The organism is Streptomyces sp. NPDC051907 (assembly GCF_040681075.1).
Classification (GTDB): Bacteria; Actinomycetota; Actinomycetes; order Streptomycetales; family Streptomycetaceae; genus Streptomyces.
On record NZ_JBFAYB010000093.1, the window covers coordinates 18016 to 34519 of the forward strand.

A 16504-nucleotide genomic window follows, 5' to 3' on the forward strand; every position below is an offset into this window, starting at 1 on the left:
ACCGTGCGGGTTCACGGACGCTACCGGGGCCCGGACGGGCGGTCCCTGGGGGGCACGGTGACGTTCGGCATCCCGGGGCTTCTGACCTTCCCGGAAGCCGATCTCTTCATTGCGGGCCCCGTGGTCGCCCAGCTTGACGAGAACGGCGCGTTCTCCGTGGTGCTGCCCGCCACAGACGCACCGGACATGAACCCTTCGGGTTGGTCGTACTCCGTGAAGGAGAACCTTGCCGGTGTCGTGGGCTCTCGCACATTCGCCATGCTGCTACCCCGGAACGTGCCGGACGTTGACCTAGCCGACATTGCGCCGGCGGACCCGACCACCCCCAACTACGTACCCGTTCCCGGCCCGAAGGGCGACACGGGAGAGACCGGCAAGAGCGCCTATCAGTCCGCTGTGACTGTCGGGTTCATCGGTACTGAGGCTGAGTGGATCGCTTCTCTACGCGGACCGAAGGGCGACAAGGGAGACACCGGGGCGACCGGAGCGGCAAGCACCGTGCCGGGCCCGAAGGGCGACACCGGGGCGATCGGGGCAGCGGGACCGGCGGGCTCAAGCGCCTACGCGGTAGCCGTAGCCGGGGGCTTCGTCGGCACTGAGGCCCAGTGGCTTGCCACGCTCGTTGGCCCGAAGGGCGACACCGGAGCCCAGGGCCCGAAGGGCGACCCGGGCGCGGGCTCCGTCAATTCCGTCAACGGAGACCTGGGCCCGGACATTGTGCTTGACGCTGCCGACGTTGGCGCGATTCCCGTTGCTGGCAAGGGAGTTGCGAATGGCGTTGCGTCCCTGGGCGCTGACGGCAAGGTTCCTGCTGCTCAGCTATCGACTCCCACTGACGTTGTCACGAGCGTGAACGGGGAGAGCGGTCCGGCTGTCACGCTATCGGCTGCCGACGTTGGCGCGGTCGCCATGAGCGAGAAGGGGGCAGTGAACGGCGTTGCCACGCTTGACGCTTCGGGTGACGTTCCCGTTGCTCAGATTCCAAGCTTGTCGGGCACGTACGTTGCTGTGTCCACTCGTGGTGCTGCCAACGGCGTTGCGACGCTGGACGCTACAACCCGGCTGCCCATTGCCCAGGTTCCAACTGCCCTGACAAAGAATTCGTGGACTCCTCAAGCGCTGGGCTTTCAGGCGTGGTCGGTTGACCCTGCCGCCGTGGCGAACCCGGCAGCGAAGGCCGCTGTTGTGGGCCGTACCTACATGTGCGGAATGAACATCACGGAATCGACCCAGGTCAACCGTGTTGTCATCATGGCTCGTGGCTGGGGCGGCTCAACGCTCATTCCGGCAGCGCGCTTCTATGCCGGGATCTACAACGAAGCGGGTTCCCGCGTCGCCACTTCCGGGCTCGTGTCCAGCCTTCCGGCTGCCGGTCAGGACACGAATACGGCACCCGGAGCGAAGGACAACCACATTGGCGCTGTCCCGGTCCCGCTGACGGCAGCGGTCACGCTTGCCCCCGGTCGCTACTGGGCTGCCTTTCTTGTGTCGGCAGGGTCCGCAACTGACTTCTACTACATGCACATTCAGAACGAAGCCCCGGCCAACCCGGGCAACTTCTTTCTCGGCACCGTGTTTCAGCGCCATTGGTGCATTGCGAGCGGTCAAACGTCGCTGCCGGCGACCGTGAATCAGTCCACGGGTGAAGTCGGGCTTGACCCGGCAATCATGGCGCTTGCACTGGTTTGAGCCTACTCACGTGAGTAGGCAACCCACCCCCTAGAAGCCGGGTGGGACCTGCCCCCGTCCGGGCTTCGGGCGGGGGCTTCTGCGTAGAAGGGGGACCGCGCATGGCGCGCTTCAACGGGGCTACTTGGAAGCCCATTTCCGTGAACCACACTTCCCGCGGACAGGAATCCGTCAGGGGCGTGGTCGTCCACATCATGGCGGGCACGCTGAGCGGAACTGACAGTTGGTTCCGCAACCCGAAGGCCCAGGCGTCCAGCCACTTCGGCACCGGCCGGACCGGCGCACTGTGGCAGTGGGTAGACACGACTGACCGTGCCTGGGCCCAGGCCGGCGGAAACCGAACGTGGCTCAGCATCGAGAACGAAGGCCACGGCGGGGACGCGCTGACTGACGCACAGCTCCGCCGCAACGCTGAGGTGCTGGCCTGGGCCCACAAGACCTATGACGTACCGCTTCAGGTGGCTTCCGGGGTCTCCGGGCGTGGCCTGGGTTGGCATGGCATGGGCGGCTCTGCCTGGGGCGGACACACCCAGTGCCCCGGCAGCAAGATCGTTGCCCAGCTTCCGGAGATCGTGAAGCGGGCAAAGGCGCTCGTGGACGACAAGCCCGACCCGGCCCCTTCCGGCAGCACCTACACCGTGAAGGCTGGGGACACCCTGTCCGGCATCGGCAAGGCGCTGGGGATCAAGTGGCAGACCCTTGCCCAGCTCAACGGGCTCAAGGCTCCCTACACGATCAAGCCGGGCCAGAAGCTCAAGACGAAGGCGACCACGCCGGCGAAGCCGAAGTATCAGCCCTTCCCGGGGGTGGCCTTCTTCAAGGGCAGCCCGAACAGCCCGATCGTCACGGCCATGGGTCGCCGGCTCGTGGCTGAGGGGTGCAGCGCCTACAAGTCCGGCCCGGGTCCGAAGTGGTCGGACGCTGACCGTGAGTCCTTCCGGAAGTGGCAGCGAAAGCTAGGCGACTCCGGTTCGAACGCTGACGGTTGGCCGGGCCCGCGTCAGTGGGACGCGCTCAAGATCCCGCACGTCTAACCCAACTCTCTGAGGAGTACACCCATGGATTTCGTCAAGGCTCATGCTGCCCGGCTGTACGCCGTGGTGGTCGCTGTTCTCGCACTGGTGGCGCACTTCGTCCCGGACCTTCCGTCCGTGCTCATCCTGGGCGTGGTCGCTGCCGTGCTCGGTACCGGTGAGGCTGTCCAGCGCCTTGAGGACGGCAAGACCGTAGCCGCGTACACCGGCCAGTACCGCCCGTAGGCAATGCGCTCCCTAGTCCCCCGGTGAGACCACTCACCGAAAGGGGCTGGGGATGACCTATCGACACATCGCACTCATGGGACGGGCCCGCTCAGGCAAGGACACCGTTGCCCGCCGGCTCGTCTCCACCTGGGCGTTCACGCGGGTTGCCTTCGCGGACCCGCTCAAGGACATGGCGCTCAACCTTGACCCCGTGGTCATGTACGAACCCGCCGGGTACGGACCGCTACCCGTCCGCCTGACCGACGTGGTCAAGCGCTGGGGATGGGGGAAGGCGAAGGACCGTTGCCCGGAAGTCCGGCGCACACTTCAGCGCCTAGGCGAAAGCGTCCGCGCCCAGGATGACGTCTACTGGCTGAGCCTCGCTCTCGACAAAGTGGCCGTGGCCGATCGCTGGAACCTTCCGGTGGTCGTGACCGATGTGAGGTACGAGAACGAAGCCCAGGCGCTCAAGTCCCGGGGCTTCACGCTCGTCCGGTTGGTCCGTCCCCAGGGCGCTGAGCGCATGGACGAGAGCACCGCCGGCCACGAGAGCGAGACCGCGCTAGACCACTACCCGGCTGACGTGTCCCTTGCCAACAACGGCACGCTCAACGAGCTGAGTTGCTGGACTGACGCTCTCGTTCAGTACCGGTGACCGACTGCCCCTCACCCCATCGGGTGGGGGGCTTTCGTGCGTTCACGAGCCTACTCACGTGAGTAGGCACGATCGCTGTTTTTTAACTTTCTGAGCGTGTAGTGTCTGAAACGCAGAAACTGAACGCGGGGAAAACGGGGGTGGGTTGAGCCATGAGCGCTGTACGGGTACCGGCTGGATACACGGCTTTCACGATCGGGCGGGGCAAGGTCGTACATGCCGCCCAGGGCTCTGACTTCGTCTCGTTGGCCAACGAGCGCATCACCAACGCAAGGCTTGCGCACACGCCGTATCTCACGTGCTCGAAGTGCAGCAAGGTAGCCGCTCGCATGAACGCCCAAACCCAGGAGGGGAACACCATGGCGAACGCCACCACGGACGCGCCCAGCGCGAACGACCAGATCACGGCGAACATTGAGCGGGTCCGGTCGCTCACTGCCGAAGGCAAGGCGACTGAGGCGAGTGAGCTTGCCGCTGAGACGGAAAAGCTCATCAAGTCCGTGAGCGGTACCGGCTCCGTCAAGGCGAAGAAGGACTTCACGGCCCAGCTCAAGGCGGCAGGCGAAGCCCCGAAGGCGGACGAGCCGAAGAAGGACAAGGGGACCCAGGTCGAGAAGCCGAAGGGCAAGGCGGTGAGCGGCACCGTGGTTCTGGGCCGTGAGGACTGGCACAACAACCCCGACGTGGTGAAGCTCGTTGACCTGGGCACCCAGAAGGCCACTGAGGGTGTGGCAGCGGGCATCGTGCTTCAGGGGGCGGGGCGCACGCTCGCCCAGGTGGTTCATGACATGCGAATGACCATGCCGCACAAGAGCGGGCTTCCTGACCTTCTCGCGATCCAGAAGCCGACGAAGGACGCGGCAGGCGAGATCTACAAGCGCGTTGAAGCCACGCTCAAGGCTGAGGACGTGGACAAGGCGGACGCGCTTCAGGCGTTGCAGAAGAGCGCCAACAACGCTGCCGGTGACGTGCTCGTGACGTACCTCCGGGGTCTGGACGAAGACGAAGAGAAGGGGCTTGCGGAACTGACCGCGCGCTTCCCGACGGCCGCTGAGGCGTACAGCAAGGCGAAGGCGAAGGGGCAGAGCCCGAAGCTCTCGGAGAGCGTCTACACGCTGTACGCGAAGGAGGAAATGACGCTGCCCCGCCGGACCCGCGCGGAGATCGAGACGGAGCGTCGCCGGAACGCGAAGGCGCTTGAAGAGGCGAAGGCGCGCGGTGAGGTCTCCGAGGATGAGCCCAGGCTGACCCCGGCCCAGCGCGTCACGTCGTATCTCGACTCCATGGCCGGGGAGTTGGCGAAGCTTGAGAAGAACGCCGACAAGCTCAGCGCTGCCGAGAAGCGCAAGGCGAAGAAGCGCCTTGCTGAGGTGCTGGCCCTTGCCGACTCCGTGAGCGACATGCTCTGATCCAGCACGCGCACCACCCCGTTGCCCCGTCTGGACACGATCCGGGCGGGGCTTCGTCGTGTCCGCACGCAAGCAATCGGCTCCCTAGAGACGGGGTGAATCACTCACCACCAAAGGGGGGCCCATGGGCCAGATTCGCACCATCACCCGGAGCGGCAGCCGCTTCTACTTTGACCCGGAGACCCCAGAGAAGAAGGTCCCCGGAGTCACGTCCGTGATCTCCATGCTTCCGAAGCCGTTCCTTGCATTCTGGAACGCGAAGATGGTTGCCGAACTGGCGGTTGACTCGCTGCCGTTCGTTCAGCAGATGGCAGAGCGGGACCGTCAGGGCGCAGTTGACTACCTCAAGGGCGCTGCCCGGCGGTACACGAAGCGCCGTGCTGACGTGGGCTCTGACGCGCACGATCTCTTTGAGCGCATGATCCGGGGGGAAGTCCCGGGGCGCGTTCATCCTGACCTTCAGCCGTACCGCCTGAACTTCGCGGAGTTCCTTGAGGCCGTGAACCCGGAGTTGGTCAGGGCCGAAGACGTGGCGTGGTCGGACACATACCAGTACGCCGGCAGCTTTGACGCGATCCTGAACGTCTGGCTGGACGAGAACGGCAAGCCGACCCCGGACCGGTCGGGCGAGCGGCACACCCTGATTGCCGACTGGAAGACGAGCAAGGCGACTTACCCGGACGTGGCGCTTCAGATGAGCGCCTACGCGCACGCTGACCGGATCATTGCCCCGGACGGCACGAGTGAGCCCATGCCCGACTTTGACGGGGCTGCCGTGCTGCACATCACTGACGAGACCTGGGCGCTCAAGCCGGTTCGTATCGACGCTCACGACGTGTTCGCCACGTTCCTTCGTCTGCGCGAGATCTTCGATTGGGACCGGGACGTGTCCAAGACGGTCATTGGCCGCGCGATTGCCCAGGCAACCGCCCAGCTCGTGACCGGCACTCAGCGCCGGGCCAAGTAGCCCCGGCGGTACGTCCAGACAGCCCCCGGTGACTTCGGTTGCCGGGGGCCTTTCTGTGCCCGCGGACGGTAGGCAATCGGCCCCCTAGACCCCGGTTGAAGGGAGACGGAGCGGGTGAGCCACTGAGCCCCGCCCGTCCCCCTGACCACTTCGAACCAGGGGAGAGCGCGCATGGCGCTTCAGATTTTCGCCACCGACCCGGACGCTAAGCCGAAGCCGAAGCCGGAACACGAGTTCACCAACGACTACACCTTTCAGTTCCGGTCCGGCATGGTGGTGAAGAAGAAGCCGGTCTCTCTCGCCAACTGGCGTGTGCTGACCGGAGACCCGACCGTTGCTGACGCGGTTGCCCAGCTCATGGGCGGCAGCGTGGACGAGTGGGACGCGACGAAGGAAATGAACCTTCAGATCCTGACGGACACTCCGTCCGTTGAGATCGTCATTGACGGCAGCAAGGCCGTGGAAGACAAGCTCATTCTCTGGGGCCGGACCGGTCCGGTCCACGAGTGCGACGGAGTGGCCTACCTGTCCCCGGCGGAGCGCAAGGGCGATCCGTGCGGCTGCCCGAAGCTCATGAGTGAGCGCAAGGAAGCGGCCCGGCAGGGGATCGGCCCAGCGCCGGCTATCAACGTGACCTTCCGTCTCGCCCATGATTACGAGCTGGGCAAGGGCAAGCTCATTGCCACGGCGTGGACGCTCGCTGAGGTCATCCACGAAGTCAAGGACGCGCTAGACGCTGTTGAGGGTGAGGCGCTGTGCAGCCTGACCCTTGAGCACGTCAGTTACACCAACAACGCCGGTATCAAGGTGGACTTCCGCAAGCCCGTCATTGAGGTGCTGGGCTCGTACTCCGACGCGATCACCGAAGAGCGCTGACGTGGGCGGCTACCTTCCGGGCTCGTTCCTGAGCGCCCAGGGCGACACCCCGGAGTTCCGGACCCTTCTCCGCGCGCTGCCGGACCCGGCGCTCAAAGAGCCGTTGTGGACGTGGAAGCCGGCGGAGATCAAGCACGTGATCAGCGAGCGTCGCCGGCGCTTCGGCGTGGACGACGAAGAGGGATACGCCTATGGGTAAGCGCGGGACGGTATCCGACTACGCGGGCAACCACCTGTATCCGGGTGACCTGATCACCTACGGCGCTCGTCAGGGCAACCGGGTCAGGTTGGCCGACGCGATCATTTCGAAGGTCACCACGAAGAAGGTGGACGGCATCCTTCGCCCGATGCTTCTCGTTCAGCCGACCGGCACGGAATCCGGCTTCGTGGCGCGCAAGCGCCTTCGCAAGGAATGGATCTCCACCGAACACGCGCGGCTCTGCCTGCCCAACGCGACCGGAGAGCGCGACACCAACGGGTGACAACCACGAAGGGCCGGGCCGTACCGCTGAGGTGCTGTCCGGCCCTTTGGCATGTCCGGCCTACTCACGTGAGTAGGCAGTCAGGGGGAGGAATGGAAACAAGGATCACGAGCCTGAGCGCTCCGCCGCTGGGTGACCTTCGCGGCCTGGGCGACGGAGACACGTTGTGGCTTGAGCCCGGAGTGTGGAGCCGGCGGGACTGGGGCCGGTACGTGGACGCGATAGCTCACGCGGTTTGCCGTGGCGCTGACGCTGGGTGGGCGCGGTAATGGGCTTCTGGCTGATGATGGGCGCGCTTGCGTCCCTGTGGTTCGTGCTGACCGCGTTGGTCGTCTATGCCGTGGTGTGCGCCGTGGACTCCCTTGTCTGCGCGCTCTGGCGGTGGATACGTGGCTAACCCGAACAAGGCCCGGGGGACCGCCTGGGAAAGCGACGTGCGGAACTACATGAACACCGCCCTGGGGCTCGTGAACGAGCTGGGCAAGTTCCTGGATATCTTCTCCGCGCTGAACGTGAAGCGTGCCGCCCAGGAAGGCGCGGCGGACGTGGGGGACGTGCATTGCGCCCCGTTCATCTTGGAATGCAAGGACGTGAAGTCCCCGGCAGTCCCCACGTGGCTGAGGCAAGCGGACGTTGAGGCAGCGAACGCCGGCTTCCCGTACGGGGTGGTGGTGCACAAGGTGCGCCGGGCCAACGTCCGGCGGGGACGAGTGCACTTCGGTTTTGCCACGTGGACGCGGGTGCGTCTCGCCCTGGGCCTCAGTGCCCGGCAGATGCGGGAGCGCTACGCCTTCAACGCGTCCGTGCGCGGGCTGGACTCCGCCCGTTGGTACCTGACCACCGACGTTGAGCGCTTCACCCAGCTCGTTGCCGACATGCGCGCGGGGCTGACGTAGGCAATCGGCTCCCCAGAGAGCGGGTGAAGGAGGTTCACACATGAGATTCAGTGATCTACTCACCCGCTTCACTCAGGTGACCGAAGAGGCGGACGGCGGGTATCTCGCGCTCTGCCCAGGGCACGGCGATTCCCGTCCGTCCCTTCGGGTGTGGCGCGGGGATGACCACAAGGTAAGGCTCACATGCCGTGCGGGCTGCCGAACTGAGGACGTGATCAGGGCGGTTGGGCTCTCGTGGCCTGACCTCTTCAACGCGTCCGGCGACGGGCTGACCGTCCCGAAGGAACGCCCCGGGCTCGTGGGCCCGGCGGAGACTGCCGCTCTCGCTGCCTACGTGGACGAGTCGGCAATGTTGCTTCGCAAGCTGGACGACGAAGCCGCCGTTCGCGCTGCCCACTATGCGGCGGGGCGCTTCGGTCTCGACATGGACGGATGCGCGGACCACGGGCTAGGTGTGGATGACGGAGAGTGCATCACCACCTTCGCTTACCGGTCCCGCTCGTTCCTGGCGTATCCGCGGCTGACTGTGCCGCTCCGGGACTTCGCCGGCGTGGCCCGGGGACTACAGGGACGAGACCTCACCGGGCAGTGTCCTGGGCGTTGGCTCAGTCTCATGAACCCCGAAGGGATGCGCTGGACTCCCTACGGGGTGTTTCGCGGTCAGGGGGGCTACGGGGTCACCATCGTGACCGAAGGGCCCGGGGACGCGCTCACAGCGGTCAGCGTCGGGTATGACGCGGTTGCCGTCAGGGGTGCTTCTCTGGCGGGCAACCCGGACCTGACACGGGAGTTGGCCGAAGGGCTCAAGGGCTCTCAGGTGATCGTTGCCGGCGACCACGACGAAGCCGGGCAGGGGTTCACCGACCGACTCACTAAGGGGCTTGCCGCCCACGGGGTGGAAGTCTTCGCGCTGGACGTGCCCACGGTCGGACACGACCTGACCCGGTGGCGTGAGGATGACCCGGCAGCCTTCCCCACGGCTCTTCACCGCGCTGTGAAGGGGGCTCGTCCGGTCAAGCCCGTGGCCCAGGCACTCGTTGACGGGGCTACCGGCGCGCTCGTCCCGGACAGCGACGAAGCCGCGCGAGCGGTCAGGCTCATGACGGAGTTCGCTGAGCGCTACGGCTCGTCGGACGTGCTCAACGCTCACGCGCTCGTTGCCTTCACCAACGGCAGGATCAAGCACGCCCCGGGCCTGGGCTTCTACATGTGGTCGGGCAAGACATGGGAGCGCAGTGAAACCCGCGTCCGTCAGGCCATCCACCACATGGGCGCTGCCCTCACCGTGGCAGCCGCTGAGCTGAGCGCGGAGCACACGGCGAAGGGCGGGGAGAAGAAGAACGATCCGGGTGAGCGTCTGCGGAAGGTGGCGAAGGGCTTCACGCTCACGCGCAACATTGACTCACTCATCCGCGAGCTTCGCGCCGTGCCGTCCGTCCACGTGGATGCTGCCGAATTCGACGCGCGCCCGGAACTTCTGTCCTTCGCCAACGGGACTGTCGACCTTCGGACCGGGGAACTCCGCGCACACGACAAGAACGACATGCTCACGTACGCGCTGGATATCGACTACCGCCCCGAAGCCGAATGCCCCAGGTGGCTTGCGTTCCTGTTGGAGATCTTCCCGGGCAGCCCTGAGCTTGCCGACTACTTCCGCCGGCTCATCGGTTACGGAATCACGGGCCACGTCAGCGAACAGTGTTTCGTTGTGCTCTGGGGCAAGGGCGCGAACGGTAAGAGCGTCGCGACCGACACCCTGACGCACGTGTTCCGCGCGGTCACGAAGACCACGGGCTTCAGCACCTTTGAGGAGAAGCCCAACGGCGGAATCCCCAACGACATTGCCGCGCTGAGGGCAAGCCGTCTCGTCATGGCGAGCGAAGGCGAGAGCGGCAAGCCCATGTCGGAAGCGATCCTCAAGCGCGCGTCCGGCAAGGACATGATGAGCGCCCGATTCATGCGGCAAGAGTTCTTCGAGTTCAAACCTTCGTTCCTGATCATGCTTGCGACCAACCACAAGCCCCGCTTTCGCGGTCAGGACGAAGGGCTCTGGCGACGGGTCAAGATGCTGCCGTTCAAGCGGTGGTTCGCGCCCGAAGAGCGTGACCCGCACCTTGACCAGAAACTAGCCGCTGAGGCTGAGGGCATTGCCGCCTGGGCGGTCCGTGGCTCCGCTGAGTGGTTCCGCGAAGGGCTCAAGGACCCGGACGTTATCGCTGCCGCCACGAAGGAGTACCGGGAGACGAGCGACGCGCTGAGCGGCTTCTTTCCCGGGGTGCTTGAGCGCTGTGACGACGGATGCGTGATGCCCGGCGGAGACGCGTTCAACGCCTATCTCGATTGGTGCGAAGCCGAGAATCTGCCCGCTAAGGAGCGGTGGACCCGGCGCGCGTTCTTCGGAGCCATGGAAGAGCGCGGAGTCACGCGCAAGAAAACCAACAAGGGCATTGCGCTCGTCGGGGTCCGTCCCGCTCAGGAAGGGCGGCAAGTGAGCGGCCCCGGGATCTTCGCCCAGTAGCCCTATCGCACCCACAACCACATACGCACCCCGAAGAGAGCCTACTCACGTGAGTGGGCTCTCTTTCGTTGTCTAGGGAGAGCCACAGTGCAGACCTACCGTCACAACGTGGCCGGCGACACGGTAACCGTCCACGTCCCCCAGACCCGCGAAGATCTCGCCCAGTTCAGCGCGTGGCTCGTTGAGGCCAACCGGCGCGGACCGGTCGCGCTGGACACGGAGACCACCGGGCTTGATATCTACCGTCCCGGCTACCGACTCCGGACCGTCCAGTTCGGGGACGCGCATACCGCCTGGGTCATCCACTGGGAGCGCGGGGGACTGTTCCACTCCGCCGTTCGCGCTGCCCTTCGTCGCGTCGCCCAGGTGCTCATTCACAACGCGCCCTTTGACTGGCTCGTCCTTGACGCTCACGCGGGCATTGCTCTTGAGAGCCTTGCCCCGCGCACCACGGACACGAAGCTCAAGGCGGGGCTCGTGGACCCGCGGCAGCCCCAGGAAGGCGGCATTGGGACCGGCCTCAAGCCGCTCAGCGCCTTCTACGTGGACCGGACGGCACCGGACACGCAAGGGGACCTGACCCAGGTCTTCCGGAGCCTGGGCCTGACGAAAGCGACCGGGTGGGCCGGTATCGCGCTGGATCACCCGACTTACAACCTGTATGCGGGACTTGACTGCATCCTCACCGCGCGCCTTGATCCCTGCCTGACGGTTGAGCTTGACCGCCTGGGCGTGCGTGACCGGCTCGTTCAGTACGAACACGAGATAGCCCGCATCTGTGCCGTGATGCAACGCGCCGGGATCGTGCTGGATGAGGAGTACGTCTATGGGCTCCAAGACGCGCTGAACGACGAAGAAGCCCGCTTCGTGGACGTTGCCGCCCGATACGGGGTCGAGAACGTCAACTCACCACGCCAGATAGCCGAAGCGCTCATAGGCATGGGCGAGACCCTGACAGAGCGCACAGCGTCCGGCGCGCTCAAGGTGGATAAGGCCGTTCTCTCGTCGCTCGCTGACATGTCGCTTCAGTGGGAGCGGCAGCACATGCGGGCCCCCAATCCCCTTGCCGAAGCGGTCATTCGCAGCAAGAGGGCGGGCAAGTGGCGAAGCGCCTACGCGGACACCTTCCTTGAGACCGTGGATGCCCAGGGGCGCATTCACCCCTTCATCAACTCCATGCAAGCCCGGACCGGTCGCATGTCGATTACGCGGCCGGCGCTTCAGACCCTTCCGTCATCTGACGCGATGATCCGGCGGGCAATGCTGGCCGACCCCGGACACGTCATGATCTCCACCGACTTCGCGGCGGTAGAGCTTCGTGTCCTTGCCGCTCTCGCTGACGTGAAGCGCATGAAGGAAGCCATCCACGCGGGTGAGGACTTGCACGACTTCACCGCGCGCATGGTCTACGGACCCGACTTCACCGCGAAACACCGGAAGATCTCAAAGGGCATCGCCTTCGGCAAGGTCTACGGCGGGGGTCTGGGGACAATCCAGCGGCAGACCGGAGCCCCGGAAGCGGAAGTCAGGGCGGCACTGGCCGCGTATGACCGCGTGTACCCGGAAGTGAAGCGCGCTTCTTCACGGTGGCAGCGCGAAGCGTACGAGACGGGCATGGTCCATATCTCCGCCACGGGTCGCCGGCTTCCGCTGGACCGTGACCGGACGTACGCCGTGGTGAATTACGCGTGCCAGTCCGCCGCGCGGGATTGCCTGGGTCAGGCGCTCTTGAACATGGAAGAGGCCGGTCTACTCGACTACCTGAAGTTGCCGATCCATGACGAAGTCCTGGTGTCCGCCCCGGAGTCGGACGCGAAGGATGTTGCACGCGCGGTGGAACAGTGCATGACCTTCGATCTGTTCGGGGTGCCCATCGACGCAACGGCGGAGATCGGGGGTCGCTCGTGGGGAAGCCTGTACGGCGCTGACTTCTGAGCGCCCGGTCTGCCTACTCACGTGAGTAGGCACGCGCCCTGTCCATACCTCTGAAGTCCCCGCCTTCGTAACGGGCGGATAACGCCCGGGGCGTGTCTCGTGGTCGCTCTCATCCCCCCGGATGAGCCGTGGTCACGTCCCGGAATTCTCCACAACTGTCGTGTGCGGCAAGGGATCTAAGCCCGTGAAAGACACCAACGGTGTTCGCACGGACACCGGCCAACGCAACGACGTACGGCCCTGATCAAGCCCCGTCAAGCACCCCGGACGGGGCTTGATCTGTCGCGCCTCCATTTCGCCTGCAACGGGATTCGTGCGCCCAAAAACGGGTTGTGACCCAGGTCACTTAGCGCGCTCTCGGCTCTCGCCCTTTTCGGGCAATCGGCTCCCCAGACCACGGGTGAGCCGAAGGAGAGCCACCCGTGACAGAGCTTGCCCTTTCTACTGTTCGTGCTGCCCAGAACAAGGACCTTGAGGCAATAACCCAGGTCATCGCAGCAACCGAAGGACGGATATCCGTGCTGGCCCGTAAGGCAGCGCGACGCATGGCGGAGAGCGGTCCGCGCCATGAGGACTACCGCGAAGAGTTCGAACAGATCGGCCGCATTGCCGTCTGGGAAGCGCTGGGCCGTTTTGACGAAGCGGTGACGGCGGACTTCCTGGGATTCGCGTACAGCACCGTTGAGACCACGCTCTTGAACGCCACCCGGGCGGAGCACAATCAAGGCGCGGACCCGGACGCGGCAAAGGTCTTCCTGTCCATGCTGAACATGGCCGACAGTGACCCCTACCTTGCCGAGAAGTTGGCCCAGACGGTCCCGCCTGCCGGTCGCCGGCTGAGCGCGGACCGGGCCCATGCCGCTCGTCTCGCCTATCAGGGAGCGGACAGCCTTGACGTTCCCGCACCGGGAACGACCAGTGACGAGCCGTGGGAGCCGGGCACGTCCACATACGGAGTGCCCGATGACCTGATCACCCCGGACGACGTGTCCCGCGAAGAGCGACGGGTCAAGCACGCCATTGTTAACGGCATCTTGGACACCATGGGCGACGGGCAGGCGTACGTACTCCGCGCCACGTACGGGATAGAGCCCGTGGCCTTCTACGGCAACACGAACGAAGAGGAGCTTGCCGGCGACATGGGGACCACGCCGAAAGCCGTACGGGAAGCCCGGAGCAAGGGGCTGAAGAGCTTCGGCAAGCGCTACATCAAAGTAGGCGCGAAGAGCCCCGACCACGCCGTTGAGCTGACCGCTGCCATGGCGAAGAACCTGACGCGTAAGGGCGCTGCCGCGTAGGCAATCGACTCCCCAGACCCCGGGTGAGACCACCCAGGGAGACAGCCCATGACATGCACCTTCACCACGGCTGACGGCGGAACCGTGGACGTGACCCGGCGCGGGATCGAAGTGGACATGCACCTTCGAGACCCTGCCGGCCGAACGGTGGCGACGGTCGTACTTCCCGCGGACGACGCTTCCGCGCTCGTGGACGAACTGGCGAACGCCTGATGCCCGGACTGACCGGACGAGACCCCTTCACTCAGTACCACCGACAGGAGAGAGACCCCATGCCGCTGAACACCGTTCGCGAGACGAAGGCCACCTTGAGCGGCGACACCGGCCGTGTGCTCGTGTGGCACAACGACAAGGAAACCCGGGCAATCTCGCTCGCTGTACCGGGGGACCGGGCGAAGCTCAGCCCCGCTCAGGCGCGTGAACTGGGACTCTGGCTCATTGAGGCCAGTGAGACCGTGAACAAGCCGGATCACTCGCCGCTCAGGTCCGCCACGCTGCCGACCGCCCCGCGTCCGCGCCCGGCGTACATGCCCCCGTCCCGCTGGTAAGAGGAACGTCCCGGCTCAGCATCGACGTACGGCGCACATGATCACGATGAGTGACGCACAGACTGCCCCCGCTTCGGCGGGGGCTTTTCTGTTTGTCCGTTTCGTGCCGACTAGATAGCCTACGGTCGATGAGTGAACTAACCCATAGGCATATGTCAGTCACGGGGTGTACGTTGGTCGAACGGTTGTGCGAGACGCCGTGAAACCCGTGGGGGGGTCGTGTTGTCCACTGATGAACGAAGGATTGCCACTGTCGAGTTCCGTACCGAGGTCTACGTCTGTGACGCGCCCAGACGCTGGACCTGGAAGCCTGCCGGGGACGACTTTCCCCCCATGCCCGATTACATCTACAGCGCTGCCGAACTGGGCCGTGCTCTGTATGTCTACGCGGCAAGCGTCGCCCGGCTGTTGAAGCCGATCATCACGCCACGGTTCCGACTTCTGGCCGGACGTCTGCCCAGTGGTGTGGTGGTCGGTGCCCATGAGTGGCACAAGTCCACAGAGACAGGGCTCTACATTCCGTCAACGGAACCCTGGGTTGTGTGGGACGAGTTGGACGAGCGCGTGACGCTCGCGGCGTAAGCCCAGACGCGACGAAACCCCGTAGCCCCTGATGACTACGGGGTTTCGTGGCGGGAGCGGTCAGACGGTTCCAAAGTCGCCGGCCACGGTAGCCCGGACGAAGTCGCTGAACGCTGCTGTTGAGAAGGTGAGGACTAGACCGTCTGTGCACTTGGAGTCGCGTACGGGGACCTTCCCGACTGAGACCAAGTCTGTACGGCATTCGATGCATTCGCCCCCGTTGTTTCCGCTATAGCTGGACTTGCGCCACACCGGTTCGGGGGCGGGGGGCGGGTTGTTCATGAGTAGTGATCCTTAATGATGGAGTCGATCACGGGTGCCGACTCGTCCGGGGACAGAGCCAATGCGTTGAGCAGATCATAGGCATCGTTCCCTGACTGGACGTCGTCCGCTTCGGCCAGTAGGTACCCCTTCGGGAAGCCGTCCACGTGGACCACGTCTTTACCTTCGGGGAAGGACAACATCCCGAAGGGGCTTGCCCATCCATGGTGACGCCCCTTGTCCGGAATGATCTGGACCCTGTGGGGGGGAGTCTCCGCAAGATCGCGAAGCCGGGTCAGTTGACCCCGCATGACTTCCTTGTTCCCTACCGTGCGCGTGAGTACCCCAACGTCAAGGATGATCCAGACCTTCGTTGGCGTGTCCCGCGTGAGGATGCGTTGCCGCTCTATCCGGGCTGTCACCAAGTCGTCCAAGTTCGTCGGGCGAGCGGTGCGCAGGACTGCCCGCGCGTACTCCTCCGTCTGAACGAGCCCAGGAACGAGCTGGGGGTTGAACATACGGACCGCAGAAGCGACCCACTCAAGTTCGGCGTACCGGCGGAACCATGGCGGGAAGGCGTAACGAAGAGCAAGCGGCCAGAGCCGCACGAAGCGCCCGTTGGCGTGCGGGAAGATCTGGTCACACGCTTCCGCGAACTCCAGCCCAGGCACCCGGTTTCCCGTCTCAATCTTCGCCACGAGCGACGGGCTGCAACTGACCTTCTTAGCGAACTCCGGCCGCTTCAGGTCCAGTCGTTCCCGCTCTAACTTCACTTCGCTCCCGAAGTGAGCCAACGGCGACGCGTACGGGTCAGACGGGTCAACGTTCTCATCCTCGACAGTCACGCGAACCCCTCAAGATCATTTGGACAGTTGCGTTTGTCCAAGCTGCCCCTCTAGTTCTCTAACGAGCGTAGGGCAACGATCGGAGTACGGAAGGTAGTTGCACCGCCCGACGTGGCGATGACGCGTGAGGAAGCTCCCGATGGCAGCAAGCCCGAACGACAGCCGCACCGAAGCCCGGCAGATTGCCGGGCGGTTGGCTGAAGAGCTGCAAACGGCCTTCATGGCGCGTGGCTTCTACCTGCCGATGCGGGCCGGCGACCCGATAGAGGGACGCGCCTACGTGGCGGTTGAGCCGATCCGGC

The 16504-nt window shown here is 65.1% G+C and carries 18 protein-coding genes; 16 read left to right on the plus strand and 2 right to left on the minus strand.

The annotated features are described in order from the left end of the window. The first annotated feature begins 57 nt into the window (after positions 1 to 57). From AB0M39_RS33420 to AB0M39_RS33495, 16 genes are all read left to right on the plus strand, one after another. Positions 58 to 1689: a hypothetical protein gene (locus tag AB0M39_RS33420; RefSeq protein ID WP_365370437.1), complete on the plus strand. Its 1632-nt coding sequence runs from the start codon at positions 58 to 60 to the stop codon at positions 1687 to 1689. 101 nt (positions 1690 to 1790) lie between these two features. Next, entirely contained in the window at positions 1791 to 2723 is a 933-nt protein-coding gene (locus AB0M39_RS33425; protein ID WP_365370439.1) for a peptidoglycan-binding protein, read from the plus strand. A 24-nt stretch (positions 2724 to 2747) separates the two neighbouring features. Beyond that, the gene (locus tag AB0M39_RS33430; protein WP_365370441.1) at positions 2748 to 2948 is read left to right on the plus strand and encodes a hypothetical protein; all 201 of its coding nucleotides are present in this window, start codon (positions 2748 to 2750) and stop codon (positions 2946 to 2948) included. Positions 2949 to 3000: 52 nt separating this feature from the next. Beyond that, positions 3001 to 3585, plus strand: coding sequence for a hypothetical protein (locus AB0M39_RS33435; protein ID WP_365370443.1), 585 nt, complete (start codon positions 3001 to 3003; stop codon positions 3583 to 3585). A gap of 329 nt (positions 3586 to 3914) precedes the next feature. Then, positions 3915 to 4994, plus strand: coding sequence for a hypothetical protein (locus AB0M39_RS33440; RefSeq protein WP_365370445.1), 1080 nt, complete (start codon positions 3915 to 3917; stop codon positions 4992 to 4994). Between the two features lie 124 nt (positions 4995 to 5118). Next, the gene (locus AB0M39_RS33445; RefSeq protein WP_365370447.1) at positions 5119 to 5961 is read left to right on the plus strand and encodes a hypothetical protein; all 843 of its coding nucleotides are present in this window, start codon (positions 5119 to 5121) and stop codon (positions 5959 to 5961) included. A 171-nt stretch (positions 5962 to 6132) separates the two neighbouring features. Beyond that, positions 6133 to 6837 (plus strand): hypothetical protein, encoded by a 705-nt coding sequence (locus AB0M39_RS33450; protein ID WP_365370449.1) that lies wholly within the window; start codon positions 6133 to 6135, stop codon positions 6835 to 6837. A 1-nt stretch (position 6838) separates the two neighbouring features. Then, the gene (locus AB0M39_RS33455; RefSeq protein ID WP_365370451.1) at positions 6839 to 7036 is read left to right on the plus strand and encodes a hypothetical protein; all 198 of its coding nucleotides are present in this window, start codon (positions 6839 to 6841) and stop codon (positions 7034 to 7036) included. Further along, positions 7029 to 7319 carry a hypothetical protein gene (locus AB0M39_RS33460; RefSeq protein ID WP_365370453.1) on the plus strand — a complete coding sequence of 97 codons (291 nt, stop codon included), beginning with the start codon at positions 7029 to 7031 and terminating at the stop codon, positions 7317 to 7319. Before AB0M39_RS33455 ends, AB0M39_RS33460 begins: the two co-directional genes overlap by 8 nt. A 389-nt stretch (positions 7320 to 7708) precedes the next feature. Next, positions 7709 to 8215: a hypothetical protein gene (locus AB0M39_RS33465; protein ID WP_365370455.1), complete on the plus strand. Its 507-nt coding sequence runs from the start codon at positions 7709 to 7711 to the stop codon at positions 8213 to 8215. Positions 8216 to 8255: 40 nt separating this feature from the next. After that, a complete protein-coding gene (locus AB0M39_RS33470) occupies positions 8256 to 10733 on the plus strand; it encodes a phage/plasmid primase, P4 family (RefSeq protein ID WP_365370457.1) in 2478 nt (825 codons plus the stop codon). Positions 10734 to 10820: 87 nt separating this feature from the next. Then, on the plus strand, positions 10821 to 12668 hold the full coding sequence (locus AB0M39_RS33475) for a DNA polymerase (RefSeq protein WP_365370459.1): 1848 nt from the start codon (positions 10821 to 10823) through the stop codon (positions 12666 to 12668). Positions 12669 to 13090: 422 nt separating this feature from the next. Beyond that, positions 13091 to 13966, plus strand: a complete 876-nt coding sequence (locus AB0M39_RS33480; RefSeq protein WP_365370461.1) for a hypothetical protein — start codon at positions 13091 to 13093, stop codon at positions 13964 to 13966. 48 nt (positions 13967 to 14014) lie between these two features. Further along, the gene (locus tag AB0M39_RS33485) at positions 14015 to 14179 is read left to right on the plus strand and encodes a hypothetical protein (RefSeq protein ID WP_214980298.1); all 165 of its coding nucleotides are present in this window, start codon (positions 14015 to 14017) and stop codon (positions 14177 to 14179) included. A 59-nt stretch (positions 14180 to 14238) separates the two neighbouring features. Further along, a complete protein-coding gene (locus AB0M39_RS33490; RefSeq protein WP_365370463.1) occupies positions 14239 to 14514 on the plus strand; it encodes a hypothetical protein in 276 nt (91 codons plus the stop codon). A 333-nt stretch (positions 14515 to 14847) separates the two neighbouring features. After that, positions 14848 to 15096 carry a hypothetical protein gene (locus tag AB0M39_RS33495; RefSeq protein WP_365370465.1) on the plus strand — a complete coding sequence of 83 codons (249 nt, stop codon included), beginning with the start codon at positions 14848 to 14850 and terminating at the stop codon, positions 15094 to 15096. A gap of 60 nt (positions 15097 to 15156) precedes the next feature. Here the strand turns inward: AB0M39_RS33495 and AB0M39_RS33500 are convergent, their stop codons facing one another. Together AB0M39_RS33500 and AB0M39_RS33505 are read right to left on the minus strand one after the other, a co-directional pair. Further along, positions 15157 to 15378, minus strand: a complete 222-nt coding sequence (locus AB0M39_RS33500) for a DUF397 domain-containing protein (protein ID WP_365370467.1) — start codon at positions 15376 to 15378, stop codon at positions 15157 to 15159. Continuing rightward, positions 15375 to 16202 carry a helix-turn-helix transcriptional regulator gene (locus AB0M39_RS33505; RefSeq protein ID WP_365370469.1) on the minus strand — a complete coding sequence of 276 codons (828 nt, stop codon included), beginning with the start codon at positions 16200 to 16202 and terminating at the stop codon, positions 15375 to 15377. The genes AB0M39_RS33500 and AB0M39_RS33505 overlap by 4 nt, the downstream gene beginning before the upstream one ends. Between the last annotated feature and the right edge of the window lie 302 nt (positions 16203 to 16504).